The 17201-nt window shown below is 65.7% G+C and carries 17 protein-coding genes and 1 tRNA gene; 10 read left to right on the forward strand and 8 right to left on the reverse strand.

Annotated features, from left to right (window positions below):
* Position 1 precedes the first annotated feature (1 nt).
* The 7 genes from ACWIQA_RS06160 to ACWIQA_RS06190 form a co-directional block, all read right to left on the reverse strand.
* Positions 2–77, reverse strand: a tRNA-Glu gene (locus tag ACWIQA_RS06160).
* Positions 78–96: 19 nt separating this feature from the next.
* A complete protein-coding gene (gene recJ / locus ACWIQA_RS06165; protein ID WP_448582222.1) occupies positions 97–1902 on the reverse strand; it encodes a single-stranded-DNA-specific exonuclease RecJ in 1806 nt (601 codons plus the stop codon).
* Positions 1899–2906 carry a class II fructose-bisphosphatase gene (gene glpX / locus ACWIQA_RS06170; protein WP_448582194.1) on the reverse strand — a complete coding sequence of 336 codons (1008 nt, stop codon included), beginning with the start codon at positions 2904–2906 and terminating at the stop codon, positions 1899–1901. Before glpX ends, recJ begins: the two co-directional genes overlap by 4 nt.
* Positions 2907–4208 carry a homoserine dehydrogenase gene (locus tag ACWIQA_RS06175; RefSeq protein WP_448582195.1) on the reverse strand — a complete coding sequence of 434 codons (1302 nt, stop codon included), beginning with the start codon at positions 4206–4208 and terminating at the stop codon, positions 2907–2909.
* 39 nt (positions 4209–4247) lie between these two features.
* Positions 4248–6308, reverse strand: a complete 2061-nt coding sequence (locus ACWIQA_RS06180; protein ID WP_448582196.1) for a hypothetical protein — start codon at positions 6306–6308, stop codon at positions 4248–4250.
* 18 nt (positions 6309–6326) lie between these two features.
* On the reverse strand, positions 6327–6890 hold the full coding sequence (gene infC, locus ACWIQA_RS06185) for a translation initiation factor IF-3 (protein WP_448582197.1): 564 nt from the start codon (positions 6888–6890) through the stop codon (positions 6327–6329).
* A 72-nt stretch (positions 6891–6962) separates the two neighbouring features.
* Positions 6963–7367, reverse strand: a complete 405-nt coding sequence (locus ACWIQA_RS06190; protein ID WP_448582223.1) for a pirin-like C-terminal cupin domain-containing protein — start codon at positions 7365–7367, stop codon at positions 6963–6965.
* A 276-nt stretch (positions 7368–7643) separates the two neighbouring features.
* Here ACWIQA_RS06190 and ACWIQA_RS06195 point away from each other — a divergent pair, with 276 nt between their 5' ends.
* From ACWIQA_RS06195 to ACWIQA_RS06215, 5 genes are all read left to right on the forward strand, one after another.
* Positions 7644–8426 carry a 3-hydroxybutyrate dehydrogenase gene (locus ACWIQA_RS06195; protein WP_448582198.1) on the forward strand — a complete coding sequence of 261 codons (783 nt, stop codon included), beginning with the start codon at positions 7644–7646 and terminating at the stop codon, positions 8424–8426.
* A gap of 37 nt (positions 8427–8463) precedes the next feature.
* A complete protein-coding gene (tldD, locus tag ACWIQA_RS06200) occupies positions 8464–9864 on the forward strand; it encodes a metalloprotease TldD (RefSeq protein WP_448582199.1) in 1401 nt (466 codons plus the stop codon).
* Entirely contained in the window at positions 9864–10082 is a 219-nt protein-coding gene (locus ACWIQA_RS06205; RefSeq protein ID WP_448582224.1) for a putative signal transducing protein, read from the forward strand. The genes tldD and ACWIQA_RS06205 overlap by 1 nt, the downstream gene beginning before the upstream one ends.
* Positions 10083–10260: 178 nt before the next feature.
* Positions 10261–10599: a P-II family nitrogen regulator gene (locus tag ACWIQA_RS06210; RefSeq protein WP_448582225.1), complete on the forward strand. Its 339-nt coding sequence runs from the start codon at positions 10261–10263 to the stop codon at positions 10597–10599.
* Positions 10600–10616: 17 nt separating this feature from the next.
* Positions 10617–11993 (forward strand): ammonium transporter, encoded by a 1377-nt coding sequence (locus ACWIQA_RS06215; protein WP_448582226.1) that lies wholly within the window; start codon positions 10617–10619, stop codon positions 11991–11993.
* 180 nt (positions 11994–12173) lie between these two features.
* Here the strand turns inward: ACWIQA_RS06215 and ACWIQA_RS06220 are convergent, their stop codons facing one another.
* The gene (locus ACWIQA_RS06220; RefSeq protein WP_448582200.1) at positions 12174–12782 is read right to left on the reverse strand and encodes a GcrA family cell cycle regulator; all 609 of its coding nucleotides are present in this window, start codon (positions 12780–12782) and stop codon (positions 12174–12176) included.
* Between the two features lie 80 nt (positions 12783–12862).
* Between ACWIQA_RS06220 and ACWIQA_RS06225 the strand changes: the two genes are divergently transcribed.
* The 5 genes from ACWIQA_RS06225 to ACWIQA_RS06245 all read left to right on the forward strand — a co-directional run bounded on the left by ACWIQA_RS06225 (position 12863) and on the right by ACWIQA_RS06245 (position 17201).
* On the forward strand, positions 12863–13693 hold the full coding sequence (locus ACWIQA_RS06225) for an ABC transporter permease (protein ID WP_448582201.1): 831 nt from the start codon (positions 12863–12865) through the stop codon (positions 13691–13693).
* 64 nt (positions 13694–13757) lie between these two features.
* Entirely contained in the window at positions 13758–14939 is a 1182-nt protein-coding gene (locus tag ACWIQA_RS06230) for an acetylornithine transaminase (RefSeq protein WP_448582202.1), read from the forward strand.
* A 3-nt stretch (positions 14940–14942) separates the two neighbouring features.
* A complete protein-coding gene (argF, locus tag ACWIQA_RS06235; protein ID WP_448582203.1) occupies positions 14943–15884 on the forward strand; it encodes an ornithine carbamoyltransferase in 942 nt (313 codons plus the stop codon).
* A complete protein-coding gene (hslO, locus tag ACWIQA_RS06240; protein ID WP_448582204.1) occupies positions 15881–16768 on the forward strand; it encodes an Hsp33 family molecular chaperone HslO in 888 nt (295 codons plus the stop codon). Before argF ends, hslO begins: the two co-directional genes overlap by 4 nt.
* Before the next feature lie 34 nt (positions 16769–16802).
* Positions 16803–17201, forward strand: coding sequence for a hypothetical protein (locus tag ACWIQA_RS06245; protein WP_448582205.1), 399 nt, complete (start codon positions 16803–16805; stop codon positions 17199–17201).

Here is a 17201-nt window from a genome sequence, read left to right on the forward strand (position 1 = left end):
CTGGCGACCCCTACGGGACTCGAACCCGTGTTTTCGCCGTGAAAGGGCGACGTCCTAGACCGCTAGACGAAGGGGCCGTGGCGGGGAGGCGGCGGATTAGTCGGCGCCTGCCGCGTCGTCAAGGTGAAGTTCGGCACGCGCCTGGCCCTGCCAGTCGTTGCGCACCACGTGGCCGGCGAGATGGACTTGGCGGCCGCGCGCGCCCAGAAGCGCAGCACCGGCTGGAGTTTCGGCGGCGCGGAACATGGCAGCGCGCACCCGCCCGCCGTCTGGCCCGACGCCAGTCAAGCGGACATGGCCTCCAGTCTCGGTGACCGAGGCCTTAACGAGCCGGACCGGGCCGAGCGCGATGCGCGGCTCCGGCCAGCCCTCGCCCCATGGACCAGCCGCTTCTAGCGCGGCGTGGAGCACAGGCGTAAGGCCAGCAGGCGCGATGGCAAGATCGACGTGGAGCGGGCGTGCGGTGGGCTGCGCACCGATGGCCGGGCCAAGCCGATCGGCGAGGAAGGTGGCAAGCGCCGGAATCCGCTCGGGTGCGACCGTCAGGCCAGCTGCCATGCCATGGCCGCCGCCAGCGAGCAGGAGACCACGCTCCTTCGCCTCAAGGATTGCCGCGCCAAGATCAATGCCGGCAATCGACCGTCCCGAGCCCTTGGCCGGCCCGTCGCCATCCTTTGCAATGACAATGGCAGGGCGGCCGAGCCGCTCGGTCAGACGCCCCGCGGCGATCCCAATGACGCCAGGGTGCCAGCCCTCGCCGGCTGCAAGGGCGACGGGTGCTTTCGGGTCGATGGCAGCGAAGGCTGCATCCGTCACTTGCGCTTCGATGGCGCGCCGCTCCCTGTTGAGCGCGTCAAGTTGGGCGGCGAGGTGATGGGCTTCCTCATTGTCCTCGGTGGTGAGAAGCCGGACTCCGAGGTCGGCTGTGCCCACCCTCCCGCCAGCATTGAGACGGGGCCCGAGGTGAAAGCCGAGGTCACGGGCGGTTACGGTTGAAAGCCCGGCGACATTGAGCAGCGCAGCAAGTCCAGGGTTGCCGCGCTTGGCGAGGCGCTTGAGGCCGAGTGCGACGAAGATGCGGTTGAGGCCGAGCAGGGGCATGACGTCGGCGACGGTGCCCAGGGCTACGAGATCGAGCAGTTCCTCGAGTGCCGGCTCGGGGCGGCAAGCAAAATGGCCACGACGGCGCAGTTCGCGCCGCAGAGCAACGGCAACCAGGAAGGCGAGACCGGCAGTGCACAGGTGCGCGTGGGCAGCAGCGATCCCGGCGTCGGCCAGCTCGTCGAAGCGGTTGGGGTTGACCAGCGCCAGCGCCGGCGGGAGCGCAGTCGAGGCCTTGTGGTGGTCAACCACAAGGACATCGAGCCCGGCTTCGCGGGCAGCCCCGATTTCGGCGAAGGCTTGGGTGCCACAATCGAGCAAGACAACAAGCGCAGTGCCGCGGGCCTTGAGTGCCAGCAGTGCGTCTCGTGAAGGGCCATAGCCTTCGAGCAGGCGGTCGGGGACGTAATGATCGACTCGGGCCCCGACAGCACGGAGCGTGCGCATGAGTATGGCAGCCGAGGTTGCGCCATCAACGTCATAGTCAGCGAACAGTGTGATGGTCTCGCCACGCGCGACGGCATCGGCGAGGCGGGCTACGGCTGCGTCCATATCGCGGAAGACGGACGGATCGGGCAGCCATTCGCGGAGCACAGGGCGCAGCAGGCGCGGCAAGTGAGCCGCGGCACAGCCGCGGGCCAGCAGCAGCTCCGCGGCGAGCGAATCTGCACCAAAGGACTGGACGGCCGCCAAGTCGAGCGGCCGCGCGCGCCAAACCCAGGGCCTGCCGGAGAAGCCACAGGCGACGCCGAGCGGAGGGAGGTCCCCTTGCGGCGCGCGGAGGGGCGTGGCCGGGCTCAGAGCAATGGCGGGTCGCCGGCGCGGTCGCCGCGGACCCAGCGGATGGTGCCCGAGGAAGCCCGCATCACGACCGATTCGGTGGTGATGCGGCCAGTGCGAAGCCGCTTGACACCCTGGAGGAGCGAGCCGTCGGTCACGCCAGTTGCAGCAAAGATGACATCTCCCCGGGCAAGGTCATGGAGATGGTAGATGCAGTCGAGATCGGTAATCCCGATCCGCCGGGCGCGATTGCGTTCCTCTTCATTGCGGAACAGGAGCCGGCCCTGGAACTGGCCGCCAACGCAGCGGAGCGCAGCGGCCGCGAGCACGCCTTCGGGTGCGCCGCCTGAACCCATGTAGATGTCGATGGTGGTCTCGGGGTTGGTGACGGCGATCACCCCAGCGACATCGCCGTCCCCGATGAGGTGGATGCCACAGCCGAGGCTGCGCAGTTCGCGGATGAGGGCCTCGTGACGGGGCCGGTCGAGCACGCAAGCGATGATTTCGTTGGGCGCAACGCCTTTCGCGCGGGCGAGCGCTTCGATGTTCTCGGTTGGCGAGCGGTCGAGGCTGATGAGGCCCTCGGGATAGCCGGGGCCGATCGCAAGCTTGTCCATATAGACGTCGGGTGCATTGAGCAGCCCGCCTTCCTCGGCGATGGCGAGCACCGCCATGGCATTGGGGCCTGCCTTCGCCGTGATCGTCGTGCCCTCGAGCGGGTCCAATGCGATGTCGATGCGGGGGCCCTCGCCGGTTCCGACCTTCTCGCCGATGAAGAGCATCGGCGCCTCGTCGCGCTCCCCCTCACCGATGACCACAGTGCCGTCGAAGGCGAGGCGGTTGAGGGCATCGCGCATGGCCGAAACAGCAGCCTGGTCGGCTGCCTTCTCGTCGCCACGGCCGATCCAGCGCGAGGCGGCAATCGCGGCATATTCGGTCACCCGCACCATTTCGAGAACCAGGACACGGTCAAGCGTCTGGCTCGGGTCGAGTGGCGGAGTCCGCGGCTTCACAAGCGTTGCCATTCATTCCTCCGTCGTCAGCAGTGGCATGAGGAGCGGCGGCTCGGCAACCGCCGAAAGCGCCGCCATGCGAACGACGGCAGCCCTTGCCGCAGTTTCAGCACATTCATGCGTCACCATCACGACAAGGGCGGTGCCGTCAGCGCCGCCGGCCGGCTGATTGAGGCTCTCGATCGAAACTCCCGAATCGCGCAGGATCGCCGTGAGGTCGGCAAGAACTCCCGGGCGGTCGGCGACGCGCAAGCGAAGGTAGAAGCGGCCGGAACGTTCGGCCGGCCCAGCAGCTGGCAGCGGCTCCAGCTGGGCCGCCGGGGTGGAAAAGGCAGGGCCGGTTTCGCCCCGGGCAATCGCGATCAAGTCGGCGACGACTGCACTTGCCGTCGGGCCGGCACCGGCGCCAGCGCCGACGAAGAGCAGGCGGCCGACGAAGTCACCTTCAGCGACGACTGCATTGAGCGGCCCGGTGACGCTGGCGAGCGGATGGGCACGGGGGACGAGGGATGGCACCACCCGACCTGCAAGCGAGTTGCCCACGCGTTCGGCGATGCCGACAAGGCGGACCTCGTAGCCCAGCGCCTCCGCCTGCCGGACATCGGCGAGGCGGACCCGGCGGATTCCCTCGCTATCGATCTTGGTGAGATCGGGCGGGGTACCGAAGGCGAGTGCAGAGAGGAGTGCGAGCTTGTGGGCGGCGTCCACTCCGTCAATGTCGAAACTGGGGTCGGCCTCCGCATAGCCCTGGGCCTGGGCATCGGCGAGGACGTCCGCAAACTCGAGGCCTTCGGCCGCCATGCGGGAAAGGATGTAGTTGCACGTCCCATTCAGGATTCCATAGACGCGGGCGAGGCGATTGGCAGCGGCCCCTTCGCGCAGGCCCTTGATGACCGGGATCCCGCCAGCCACGGCCGCCTCGAAGCGCAGGGCAGCGCCAGTCTCCTCAGCAAGCGTTGCAAGCTCAAGGCCATGGTGGGCGAGCATAGCCTTGTTGGCAGTCACAAGCGGCTTGCCAGCGCCGAGCGTCGCCCGGGCAAGCGTCAGCGCCGGGCCATCGGCGCCGCCGACCAACTCAACCACGAGATCGACATCGGCGCGGGTGGCGAGGCGGGTGGCGTCATCCTCCCAGGCGAACTGGTTGAGTTCCACGCCCCGGCTGCGGTGGCGATCGCGCGCGGAGACGGCAGTCACGGCGATCGGCCTGCCGGCGCGGGCGGCCACAAGATCGGCGTTGGCGGCAAGTAGACGGATGACACCAGCGCCAACTGTGCCGAGCCCGGCGAGGCCGACTTGGAGGGGAGATGCTGCCATCTGTTCTGCCCTAGCGGCGGGCTCGCCGGGACGGAAGGGTTAGCCGCGCAGCGGGTCCTGCGAGCCGGTCGGCGCCAGCTGAAGGCCCATGCGCGGCCGTGGCGCCTGGCCCAGCCGGTTGAGGGATGTCGGATCCCTGAGGTTGCGGGTGCCATCGAAGAAGGAGAACTCGGGCCGCTTCGTTGCCGCTGCCACAAGCTCGGAAAGCTGGATCCAGCGGTTGAGCAGACGGCGGGCGACATGGCGGCGACCCGGGCGGTCGATTGCCCCGTTCACCAATTCCTCGAACGCGAGCCGCCATGAGGGGGCGTCACTGGCCGGTTGGTTCCAGCCCGAGTCGAAATTGACCAGCAGGGATTCAAGGGCCGCAAGGCTCTTGCGCAGACGCATCCGGCGATGCCCGGGCCAGGCCGAGCCCAGCTTGTCACCTTCGGGTGCGTAGGCTGCGAGCAGCGTCTCGGCCGCTTCTTCGCCATAGCGCGCCATCTGCAAAATAAGGGCTGGCGGCATGTCGAGATTGAGGCCGCCCTCCCGCTTGGGATCGAGCCGGATGGTGACAATCCGGTCGCGGCAGGTCGGCATGGTCATCAGGTCGTTTTCATGGCCGTTGCGGGCGGTGTCGATGATGGACCCGAGCAAGCCAAGGAGCCCCTCGCTATCGAGGTCGGAGCGCCATTCAGGTGCGATCCGGCGGCGATCCTTGGTGTCGAGCTCGATCCGGGATGCCTCCGTCTCCCCTGCGGGCAGGTCGGCAAGATTGATGCAGAAGGTGGGCCTTGCCGGGAGAAGGCTGTCGAACATGGTGACAGGAAAGTTGGAGGTAATCCCGCCGTCTGAAAACCAGCAGGGGCGGAGGAAGGGCTTCTGGTCCCTGGTTTCGCCTTCACTCGTCAAATCGTCGCATCGCCATGCATGCAGGCGAACGGCGGACAAGAGCAGCGGGAAGCTGAGCGACATCCGGACGCCGAGGAGAACCGGGAGCTGTTCCGGCCGGGGCAAGCGCCAGTAGACCTTCCCGCCAGCCACAAAGGTGAGCCACTGGGCAATCGCCTTGCGGTCTTCGTTCCCCGATTCAAGATGCGCGCGCTGCGCCGCATAGGTCGCTCGTGCCATGGAGTCGACAACAGGTTTTGGCAGGACTTGGGAAAGTTCATCGCGGCAGAAATAGAGCCGCATCCCCGGCTTCTCGAGAAAGGGGAAGCGGTGGGGGACTTGGTGGGAGAGGTTGGTGGTGGTCAAGACGAGATCGATTTCGCGCGGCCGGCTCCAGGCGCTCACATCCGGCAGAGGCATCTTGCCGGCCCAGAGGTGACCCATGGTGAGTGGGTCTGAGAGGGGCAGGCTGGCCGCCTCCTGGATCCTGCCGTGGAGCCAGTCGGCCAAATGGTCGGCGGGTGCCTCGACTTCCCGGCAGTCCTCCTGATGGGCGCGCGCCGCCTTCGCCCAGGCGCGCCAGCGCTCGGGCTCGGTTCCACCACAGATGCCGAAGCCGGCGGCGCGGAACCTGCCAAAAATGTCCGGCGGGAACAGGTTGCGTCGCACATGGCACCCAAGCAGCAGGAGGATGGTGGCGAGCGTTACCACCGCAGCAAAGGCGAGAAGCGCCAATGCAATGATGAACGGGCCGGGACCGGTGACGGCGAGGGAGTCGCGCAGCGCAACACCAAGCAGGAGGATGAGCGTAACTGACACCAGCAAGACGGGGACGGCTGCCCAGCCTCCCAGAAGGGCGCCGACTTCGGCAAAGAGCAGACCCGGACCGATGCCTGACTTCAGGACCCCGTCGCGCAAGCGCTCGAGCGGTTCGAGGCCCACGCTAGCACTGAAGAGGGTATTGAGCCGCGTGCGCCCCTTACACAGTTGGGCAAGACACGCGGGAATCTCAGAGATGGTCTGGCTGAACGCTGCCGGGTTGGCGTTTAGCACACCATATTGGGCAGCAGCCATGACGCCGGCTGCGATCGCACCAGCCGAGGCGCCGCCGATGGTCCGGAAGCGGTAGTGCCGGGCGAGCCTGGCTGCGAGCAGCGGATAGACCACCCCGGATGCAGCGCCGCCGCGCATGATGATGTCAGCTTGCGGCTTGTCCTTTTCCTCCAAGCCTCGGGCCGTGGGCGATCACGCCGCCTTGGGCGCCATGATCATGAGCATCTGGCGGCCTTCCATGCGCGGCGCCTGCTCGATCTTGGCAAAATCCGCCGAATCGTCACGCACCCGCTCGAGCAGGCGCAGCCCCAGCTGGCCATGGGCAAGTTCCCGCCCTCGGAAGCGGAGCGTAAGCTTGACCTTGTCCCCCTCTTCAAGGAATTTCCGGACCGAGCGCATCTTGACCTCATAATCATGGTCATCGATGTTCGGCCGCATCTTGATTTCCTTGATTTCCTGGACCTTCTGGGTCTTGCGGGCAGCTGCGGCCTTTTTCTGGGTCTCATATTTGAACTTGCCGACGTCGAGAAACTTGCAGACTGGCGGATCGGCATTGGGGGAAACCTCGACGAGATCGAGGCCGATCTCTTGGGCGGCTGCCAAGGCTTCGCGGGTGTACATGACCCCCAGATTGTCTCCGTTCTCGTCGATGACCCTGACCTTGGGAACGGTGATGAATTCGTTGTAGCGCGGGCCATTGAGCGTTTGTGGCACGGGCATCATCGCGCGGCGGCTGAACGGGGATCGGATGGTCATGTCTCCTTTTCTGACAATCTGGAACCGTAAGATAGCGCATGGGCGCACAGCCGTGAAGGGGATGCGCAAGCCCTAGCCATCGTCGGGAAGCGGAATCCACTCCGTTTCGTCCGGGATCGTGCCGAATCGGCCACCGCTTGGCGCCGCGGCCCAGTCGGCCTTGGCGCGCTCGATGACGGCGGGATCGGAGGCGACGTGGTTCCACCAAATGTGGCGCGGGTCGTCCATCGGCGCGCCACCGAACAGCATGACATGGCCGGGCTCTGCCATCTCGAACCAGACGATGCCGGGTGTGGCGACGCGCATGGTGCCGGCCTTGTATCGGGCGTCTTCGAGCCGAATTGCACCCGAGACAACATCGACACCACCCTCGTCATAATCCTCGTCATACTCAGTGGGCAGTGCGACTTTAGCACCGGCCTTGCCTTGAGCATGGAGACAGAAAATGGGGTGGGGGAAGGCGAGGGGAGACGTTATGCCCCAGGGCGGTTCCGGCGATGAGCCTCTGCCGGGTGCATGCCTTAGTCATCGACGGCAGAGCCTCGGCAGGACGGTGGACGAAGGCGGGCGGATCGGCCTCATGGGGCTTAGGCAGTGCAACGCCGGTCTGATGCCACCCCGGTCTGGATGGCGGGAATGTGGTGGGCGGCAGTGCGGAAATCAGGCGGGGTGCGCGCGGCGTCCGCCCTTGCCGCCTTCGCGTTCGTAGCACCTTTGGCTAGGGCGGACCCACAATGGAAAAGGAGGATGGGCATGCGGCTGAAAAACCGGGTTGCGCTGGTGACCGGGGCGGCGAGTGGGATCGGCCGGGCGATTGCCGGGGCCTTCCATCGCGAGGGCGCCAAAGTCGCAATTGCCGATCTCGACTCGGGTCGGGCGAATGCGGTGGCACAAGCGCTGGACGCGTCAGGGAAGACAGCAATGGCGGTTGCCATGGATGTCGCCGATGAGGCCGCGGTCGAAACTGGCACGGCGGCGGTCATCGCGCGGCTGGGCGGGCTTGACATCCTCGTCTCCAACGCTGGCATCCAGATTGTCGCGCCACTGGTCGAATTCACGCTTGCCGATTGGCGCAAGATGCTGGCCATCCACCTCGACGGCGCGTTTCTGACGACTCGTGCAGCAATGCGGCATATGCAGACCACGGGGCGGGGCGGCGCGATCCTTTACATGGGCTCAGTCCATTCCAAGACTGCATCCAAACTCAAGGCACCCTATGTGACGGCGAAGCATGGCCTCTTGGGGCTTGCCCGCACGGTTGCCAAGGAAGGCGCAGCGCACGGGATCCGTGCAAATGTGATCTGCCCTGGATTTGTCCTGACCCCACTTGTTGAGAAGCAGATCCCGGAGCAGGCGAAGGAACTCGCCATCTCCGAGGAGGAAGTCGTGAAGTCCGTGATGCTCAAGGACACGGTCGATGGCGAATTCACCACGCTTGCCGACGTGGCCGAGGCGGCTGTCTTCCTCGCTGGGTTCGAGAGCGCGGCCCTGACTGGCCAGTCGCTCATCGTCAGCCACGGCTGGCACATGGAATAGCCCTGGCGCCAAGCGCCCCAGCCGCTACCCTGGCACCATGGACCAGCTGCTCTATCGCGACCTTGCACCCGACGAGGCCGCCCGCCTCGCCCGCCATTACCTCGAAACCTATGAGGATGGCGAGCTCTACCTGCAATTTCTCGCCTCCGAGCGCCTGGGGTTCGACGACGGGCGGCTCAAGACGGCGAGCTTCGATGTGAGCCGAGGGTTCGGCCTCAGGGCGGTTGTCGGCGAGACGACCGGCTTTGCCCATTCGAGCGAGGTAAGCGCAGCGGCCATCGCGCGGGCGGCGGAAACGCTCGCTCTCGTCAAGCCCAGTGCAAGGCTGGCGGCAGCGCCGCAAAGGACCAACGCCCGGCGCTACACTGATCAGAATCCCCTCGCGGCCGTGGGCTTTGACCGCAAGGTGGCCCTCCTCCAGGCAATTGATGCCCATGCGCGCGCTGCTGACCCGCGCGTCGTACAGGTGTCGGCCTCGCTTGCGGCCTCCTGGTCGCTCATCGACATCATCCGCCCCGATGGAGTCTGGGTGCGCGACATCCGCCCGCTGGTGCGCCTCAATGTCGCGATCGTTGCCGAGGCCAATGGCCGGCGCGAGTCCGGCAGTTTCGGCCTCGGCGGCCGGACCGGGCCCGAGCATCTGTTCGAAGAGTCCGTCTGGAAGGATGCGGTCGCGCAAGCGCTTGCCCAGGCGCTTGTCAATCTCGAAGCGCAAGCGGCACCTGCGGGCGAGATGCCAGTCGTTCTGGCGCCGGGCTGGCCTGGCATCCTGCTTCATGAAGCTGTCGGCCACGGCCTTGAGGGAGATTTCAACCGCAAGGGCGCCTCCGTCTTCGCCGGCCGGGTCGGCGAGCGGGTGGCAGCACCCGGGGTCACCGTCATCGACGATGGCACACTCGAAGGCCGGCGCGGATCACTCTCCGTCGACGACGAGGGCACACCGAGTGCGCGCACCGTGCTCATCGAGGACGGATACCTTCGCGGCTATATGCAAGATCGCCTCAACGCGCGCCTCATGGGCGTTCCAGCGACCGGCAATGGCCGGCGCGAAAGCTATGCCCATGCGCCCCTGCCGCGGATGACCAACACCTTCTTGGCCGCCGGCACCGAAGACCCTGAGGCCATCCTCGCCCGGGTCGAGCAGGGCATCTACGCGAAAAGCTTCGGCGGCGGCCAAGTCGACATTGTCTCGGGCAAGTTCGTCTTTTCCTGCACCGAAGCGTGGCGGATCGAAAAGGGGCGCCTGACAGTGCCAGTCAAGGGCGCAACTCTCATCGGCAACGGCCCTGAGGTCATGCAGCGGATTGCCGCGATCGGCAATGATCTCGCGCTTGACCCCGGGATTGGCACTTGCGGCAAGGGCGGGCAATCGGTCCCGGCTGGCGTCGGCCAGCCGACACTGCTCGTCGACCGGCTGACGGTGGGCGGTACCGCTTGATGGAAGGCGATTGCCCGCTCCGAGAGGCGGCGCGCCTCCATGACGTGGCGCTCGCCGAGATCTTCGCCGGCCGGCTGCGCGCCGAGGGGATCGAGGCGCAGCTGTTCGACTCCGGCTTTGCTGGGCTGCTCGGTGGCGGTCAGCCGGGAATCCGCCTGATGGTGCCGAAGGCGGACCTCGCCGCGGCCCAGGCACGCATCGCCGCTCCGGACTCCTGACCGGCCAGCTGCTGCCCAATCCTTGGGCATGGCGCCATCTGCTGCGCCTTGCAGGCTGAAAATCTGGGCAACCCATGCTCTGCTTCTGCTGCACTGCACAAGGGTGTGCCGCCGGCTGCCGGGTTGGCACGATTCCTGCATGGAGAAGAAGACAGCTGGGTTCGAAGGGGTCGTCACCTTGAAGCTGATCATTGCTGTGGTGAAGCCGTTCAAGCTCGACGAGGTTCGCGAGGCACTGACCGCGCTCGGTGTGACTGGCATGACGGTGACGGAAGTGAAGGGCTTCGGCCGGCAGAAGGGTCAGACCGAAATCTATCGGGGTGCCGAGTATACGACCAACATGGTGCCGAAGGTGAAGATCGAAGTGGCGGTTCCTGCGGACCTTGCGGCGCGTGCCGTCGAGACGATCCAGCAGACCGCCCATACGGGTGCCATCGGAGACGGCAAGATCTTCGTGCTCGACATTTCCCAGGCGGTCCGGATCCGTACCGGCGAAACCAACGAGACCGCCTTGTGAGCCGGTCCGTGCCAATCATGTTCAAGGAGGGGTCCTTGCCTGCTGAAACGGTCAGTCGCCTTGCCGCACTGGCGAGGGGCGGAGCGCTTGCGCTTCTGCTCCTTGCTGTTCCCGCTCTTGCCCAGGAGGCGGAAGCTGCGCCGGTTCCCAACAAGGGAGATACGGCGTGGATGATTGTGTCCTCCTTACTCGTCATGCTCATGGTCGTGCCCGGCCTTGCCCTCTTCTATGGCGGGCTGGTGCGCACCAAGAACATGCTCTCGGTGCTGACCCAGGTTACGGCAGTTGCAAGCCTTGCCATGATCATGTGGGTGATGGTCGGCTACAGCCTCGCCTTTGGCGGGGACTTCAACCAGTTCATCTCGATGGGCAAGTTCTTCCTCGCTGGGGTCACTTCGGATTCGACAGCAGCGACGTTCACCGACGGCGTGGTCATCCCGGAATTCATCTTTGTCGCCTTCCAGATGACGTTCTCGGCAATCACGATCGCCCTTGTCGTTGGTGGGCTGGTCGAGCGGATGAAGTTTGCCGGGCTGATGGTGTTTGCCATCGTCTGGCTTCTCATCGTCTATTACCCGATTGCGCACATGGTCTGGTATGCTGGTGCGGATGAATCGACGACGGGCCTCATTTTCGGCTGGGGTGCGCTCGACTTCGCTGGTGGCACTGTCGTCCACATCAATGCCGGGGTTTCCGCGCTCGTCGGGGCCTATTTCCTGGGCAGCCGGATTGGTTACCAGAAGGAGCCGATGCCGCCGCATTCGCTCACAATGACGCTTATCGGCACTGGATTGCTGTGGGTTGGCTGGTTTGGCTTCAATGGCGGCTCGGCGCTCGAGGCGGATGGGATTGCCAGCCTCGCCGTTCTCAACACCTTTGTTGCAACGGCAGCTGGCGTGCTGTTCTGGATGCTGTGCGAGAAGCTGACCGGGCACAATGGTTCGCTTCTTGGCGCTTGTTCAGGTGCGATCGCAGGTCTTGTCGCAGTGACGCCAGCGGCAGGCAACAGCGGCCCCTTTGGAGCGGTTCTGTTGGGTGCGGTGGCCGGCTTTCTGTGCTGCCTGTTTGTCATGAAGCTGAAGCCGAAACTTGGCTTTGATGACAGCCTCGACGTCTTTGGTATCCATGGGATCGGGGGCATCATCGGCTCGGTCGGCACGGCCTTCACCATGCTGCCCGCGCTTGGCGGGCCCGGCGACCCGGCAGAATATGTGCTTGGTGCCCAGCTTTGGATCCAGGTGAAGTCAGTGTTGGTCGCGATTGCCTGGGCTGGACTGGGATCGGCCATTGCGTTCGGAATCGCCAAGGCGCTGACAGGCTTGCGCGTGAGCCCCGATGTTGAGCGCGAGGGTCTCGACCTCGGCGAGCATGGCGAGCGCGCCTACAATTACTGAGTTCTCCTTCCTCCCCAAGGAACCACCTCCCCCGGCGGGCAACCGCCGGGGGATTTTTTCGGCCGGAGCGGGCAGCGGCGAGTCGCAAGGCCATCGTCCGAGGACTCCGCGAAGGCCCGGCCGGCCGGGCCTGCGGCGAGTCTGCCGGCCAGGTTTCGCCTGGCGGCAGCCGCCTGCGGCCTAGCGCACCCTCGGCAGGTTCGGACGGAATGGAGGTGGCGGGCCCGCTGGCCGGTCTCGGCGTGGCTGCTGCGACTGGTAGGCGATAAGGCAATGTTCGCCGCAATAGGGAAAGCTGGGGGCGACCGGCTTGCCGCAGAAGTGGAAATCCGGCTCGTCTGGATGGCCGATCGGCCATTTGCAGATGCGATCGGTGAGATCGAGGAGGGTGACCCGGCGGGGCTTCTCAACGGGGCGGGGCGTTCGGCGGGGTGGCGGTGCCGGCAGCCTTGCCTCCGAAGGCAGGCTGGTTGCAGGGGCAGGGGCTTCTGGCGCGCATGCAGGTGTGGACTCGGCCGGAGCCTCGGCTGCTTCGGGACAAGCTGCATCCGCCTCGGCTGCCGGAGCTGCTGCTGGCGCGCGCTTGCGGTTGCGGCTGTCCTTCGCGTCTGCCTTTGCCTCCGCGCCTTTCAAGGGCGACGGGCGGGCGGCGAGGCCGAGCCGGTGCGCCTTGCCGATGACAGCGTTGCGGGTGAGGCCCTCGCCCAGCGCTTCAGCAATCTGGCTGGCCGAGTGACCCTCCTGCCAATATTTCGTCAGAAGCGCGATCCGCTCTTCGGTCCAGGCCATCTTTCTCTCCGATCTTCTGCCCGAATTTTCCGACTGCGCTGCCTTGTCGTCCGAACCTGCGGACGGCTAGGAGCGAGGTCGTGGAAAACCCCTTGGACGTCCCCGCCCGACTGCGTCCACCCGGCGAGCCTGTCATCCGCGGCATCAACTGGCTGGGGGTCCAGACCCTCTATCTGAAGGAGGTGCAGCGCTTCTTCAAGGTCCAGATGCAGACAGTGTGGGCGCCAGCAGTTACGACCCTTTTGTTCCTCGCTATCTTCCTCGTGGCTCTAGGCGATGCAAGGCGCGAACTGCTCGGCGTTCCCTTCGCCAGCTTCCTTGGGCCCGGCCTCATCATCATGGGGATGGCCCAGAACAGTTTCCAGAACACGCTCTCGAGCCTCATCATCGCCAAGGTCCAGGGCACCATTGTCGACGTGCTGATGCCGCCCCTCTCTAGCCGCGAGCTGCTGTTTGCGTGGGTGGCAGGTGCCGTCACGAGGGCATGGCTTGTCGGGCTCGCCATCTGGGGGGCGATGCTGCTTTGGCCTGGAGTCGATGTCGGGATCACCCACGTGTCGCAGGTCCTCCTGTTCGGGACGCTGGGTGCCATCCTGCTCGCCCTCTTGGGCGTGATGACTGGCCTGTGGGCCGACAAGTTCGACCATGGCGCGGCGGTCACCAACTTCCTGGTCCAGCCGCTTACACTGCTTTCAGGCACCTTCTACACCATCGAACGCTTGCCAGCAGCGATGCAGGCACTCAGCCGGGCCAACCCTTTCTTCTACATGATCGACGGCTTTCGTGCTGGCTTCATCGGTGTGGCCGAGGCCGACCCGCGCCTGGGTGCCGCCGTCGTTGGCGGGCTTTGTCTCCTGCTGTGGGTGACAGCCTGGCGCATCCTCGAATCGGGGTGGAAAATCCGGGCCTGAGCGGCTAGGCGGCGAGCTTTGCGGACGCCCTTCGGGCTGACGCGCTCCTTCCCGAGGTGTGCCGATGATACCCGTGCTGATGCCCGTCTATGCCCGTTCCGACGTGGCACCAGTGAGGGGTGAAGGGTGCTACCTCTTCGATGCCGACGGCCGCAAGTGGCTCGATTTCGCCAGCGGAATTGCAGTCAACTGCCTCGGCCATGGTCATCCCCACTTCACCGAGCGGCTGAAGGCGCAGGTGGAGACACTGATCCATGTCTCCAACCTTTATGGCTCGCCGCAACAGGAATCGGTCGCGCGCCGGCTGGTCGAGCTCACCTTCGCTGACACCGTCTTCTTCACCAACTCGGGCGCCGAGGCGATCGAATGCGCAGTCAAGACCTGCCGCCGCTTCCACTTCGTCGCCGGGCGACCGGAGAAGTACCGGATCCTCACCTTCTCCAACGCCTTCCACGGCCGCACCCTGACCGCGATTGCTGCAACCGACCAGGCCAAGCTCCGTGACGGCTTTGATCCGCTGCCCGACTGGTTCCGGGTGCTGCCGTTCGACGATCTCTCAGCCGTCGAGGCTGCCCTCGACGGTTCGATCGGCGGAATCATGGTCGAGCCCATCCAGGGCGAGGGTGGTGTACGCCCGGCCTCGCCTGCGTTTCTGAAGGGCCTGCGCCAACTCTGCGATGCGCATGGTCTCCTCCTCATTCTTGATGAGGTGCAGTGCGGAGTCGGGCGGACCGGCACGCTCTTCGCCCACGAGCAGTACGGCATCACGCCCGACATCATGGCAATCGCCAAAGGGATCGGCGGCGGAGTGCCAGTCGGTGCTTGCCTTGCAACCGAGCGCGCGGCCTCGGGCATGGGGGTGGGCACCCACGGCTCGACCTATGGTGGCAATCCGCTGGCGATGGCCGCTTGCCATGCCGTGCTCGACATCGTCGCCGAGCCGGCGTTCCTTGCAACGGTCAAGGCCCGGGCGGCGCGGCTTCGCTCTGAGCTTGAACAGATGATCGGCAACCATCCGATCTTTGCAGGTGTTCGCGGCATGGGGCTGATGCTGGGCCTCAAGATGACAACCGACAGTCGGGCCTTCGTCAGCCATCTGCGCACCCATGGCCTGCTTGCGGTGGCAGCGGCTGAAAATGTGGTGCGGCTGCTGCCGCCGCTCATCATCGACGAGAACCACATCCGCGAGTGTGTCGAGAAGCTTTCGGCTGCAGCGGCGGACTATCGGGTTCCCGAGGCGGCCTGAGGCGTGCGCCACTTCCTGTCGCTTGCCGATGCCGGACCAGCCGGAGTGCGGCGCATTCTCGATTGCGCGCATGGGATGAAGGCAGCGCGCACCGGGCGCCCAAAAGGCGCGCCCGACGATGGCGCCCAGCTTGCCGGACGGGTGCTCGCTGCCATCTTCGAGAAGCCTTCAACTCGCACCCGCCTTTCCTTTGACATTGCCATGCGCCAGCTGGGCGGTGCGACGCTAACCTTCGCAGCCGGCGACCTCCAGCTCGGCCGCGGCGAGACCATCACCGATACGGCGCGTGTCCTCTCGCGCATGGTCGATTGCGTCATGCTTCGCGCCCGCGACCATGCCGATCTCGAGGCTTTCGCCGCCGCTGCCGAAGTGCCGGTCATCAACGGCCTGACGGATCGGTCACACCCCTGCCAGGCCGTTGCCGATCTGATGACGGTTGAGGAACGGCTCGGCCGGCCGATTAACGAAACTCGCTGGGCCTGGCTCGGCGATGGCAACAATGTCGCCCATTCGCTGATCGAAGCAGCGGGCCTCATGGGGTTTGCACTCCAGATCGCCGGGCCCAAGGCCTATGCGCCCGATGCCGGGATCGTCGCAATGGCAAGGGCCCGGGGCGGCGAGGTCGCGCTCGTCGACACGGCAGAGGAGGCAGTCCGGGGCGCGGATGTCGTGGTCACTGACACCTGGGTCTCAATGGGTGATGAGGATGGCATGGCCCGGCGGCAAGCGATGCAGCCTTTCCAGGTCGGCTCAATGCTGATGGCACTTGCTGCGCCAGGAGCCATCTTCCTCCATTGTCTTCCGGCCCATCGTGGCGAGGAAGTAACCGACGACGTGATCGACGGCCCGCAGTCGGCAGTGTGGGACGAGGCAGAGAACCGCATCCATGCCCAGAAGGCGATCCTGCTGTGGCTGTTCGGGCATCTCGCGGACCTTCCCTTATGACCGACAGCGATCGCCTGCTCGGCTTTCTCATCCCGGCCCGGAGTGCCCGTGGCAGGGTGGTCCGGCTTGGCCCCGCACTCGAGGCGATCCTCTCCGCCCATGCCTACGCCGAAACGCCAGCTCGCCTGCTTGCCCAGGCCCTGGCACTTGCCGCACTGATGGGCGCGATCCTTCGCCCAGATGAAGGGCAAGTGACCATCCAGGCGCAGCCGGCGGCCGGGCGCGAGGGGCCGGTCAGGCTTCTTGTTGCCGATTATCTCGCTGGCGCGCTTCGCGGCTATGTCGCAGTGGACCCTGACCGGAGGTTGGCAGAAGGGGACTCGCTCGACCAGGTGTTCGGCGGTGGCCACCTCGTCATCACCCTCGACCAGTGCGTCTCGGCCGAGCGCTACCAGGGCATTGTTGCGCTCGAAGGCGATTCGCTTGCGGCAGCTGCGCAAGGCTATTTCGCAAGCTCAGAGCAAGTGCCGACCCTCGTGCGGCTTGCAGCCGGGCGCGGGGCCAATGGCAGGATGTGTGCCGGGGGCTTCATCGTCCAGCATCTTGCTCGCGCCGAGGCCGGCGGCACGCGGCTTGGACTTGAGGTCGATGGCGATCACTCCGATTGGGCTCATGTCGCAGCTCTTGCTGGAACCCTTTCCGATTCCGAGCTGATCGACCCCGCGCTGCCGCTTGAGACTCTGCTTTGGCGGCTGTTCCACGAAGAGGAGGTGCGGGTTCTTGCCCCCGTTCGCCTGTCGCGTGGCTGTCGATGCTCGGAAGCCTACATCCGCTCTGTTCTGCTGCGCTTTTCCGAAGGCGAGAGGGCCCATATGCGCGATGAAGACGGACGGATTTCGGTCGATTGCGAATTCTGTTCCAAGCGCTTCCTGTTTGAGGTCTAGAAGCTTCCCGGCTTGCAGCCGATATAGGGGAGCGATGGCTGTCGTTCGCTTTCTTGCCCTGCTGCTGGCTGCACCCGTTGCTGCCCAGATGCCAGCATCCTTGCCAGAGCTCAGGATCTTCGCTGGCGGCTTCCCGACGGGCGCATGGGAAGTGACTGCTGGCGAAGGACCAGCGCGGCGCCACATGCTCTCCGACCCGTCAGCGATGCTGTTTGCAGGCCGCCCGCCCGGCGCTGGCTGCCGCGTGACGGTCGTAACCGACACGCCAGCGCGCGCCGTCCTCACCTGGAGTTGCCCCGGTGGTGACAGCGGCCGCAGCGACATCCGTCGCGACCATGCCGGCCTCTATGTGGTGCATGCACAGGGAGTCTGGGGGCGGCTTCCTTTTGCAATCCAGTCCGAGTTTCGCCATGTCGGAACCGGGAGCAACTGA

Source organism: Thermaurantiacus sp. (genome assembly GCF_053487655.1).

Bases quoted from the DNA above. Each gene is read 5' to 3' on its own strand.
- glpX (WP_448582194.1), bottom strand. From the start codon at position 2,906: ATGGCAACGCTTGTGAAGCCGCGGACTCCGCCACTCGACCCGAGCCAG.
- ACWIQA_RS06175 (WP_448582195.1), bottom strand. From the start codon at position 4,208: ATGGCAGCATCTCCCCTCCAAGTCGGCCTCGCCGGGCTCGGCACAGTT.
- infC (WP_448582197.1), bottom strand. From the start codon at position 6,890: ATGACCATCCGATCCCCGTTCAGCCGCCGCGCGATGATGCCCGTGCCA.
- ACWIQA_RS06195 (WP_448582198.1), top strand. From the start codon at position 7,644: ATGCGGCTGAAAAACCGGGTTGCGCTGGTGACCGGGGCGGCGAGTGGG.
- tldD (WP_448582199.1), top strand. From the start codon at position 8,464: ATGGACCAGCTGCTCTATCGCGACCTTGCACCCGACGAGGCCGCCCGC.
- ACWIQA_RS06205 (WP_448582224.1), top strand. From the start codon at position 9,864: ATGGAAGGCGATTGCCCGCTCCGAGAGGCGGCGCGCCTCCATGACGTG.
- ACWIQA_RS06215 (WP_448582226.1), top strand. From the start codon at position 10,617: ATGTTCAAGGAGGGGTCCTTGCCTGCTGAAACGGTCAGTCGCCTTGCC.
- ACWIQA_RS06220 (WP_448582200.1), bottom strand. From the start codon at position 12,782: ATGGCCTGGACCGAAGAGCGGATCGCGCTTCTGACGAAATATTGGCAG.
- ACWIQA_RS06230 (WP_448582202.1), top strand. From the start codon at position 13,758: ATGATACCCGTGCTGATGCCCGTCTATGCCCGTTCCGACGTGGCACCA.
- hslO (WP_448582204.1), top strand. From the start codon at position 15,881: ATGACCGACAGCGATCGCCTGCTCGGCTTTCTCATCCCGGCCCGGAGT.
- ACWIQA_RS06245 (WP_448582205.1), top strand. From the start codon at position 16,803: ATGGCTGTCGTTCGCTTTCTTGCCCTGCTGCTGGCTGCACCCGTTGCT.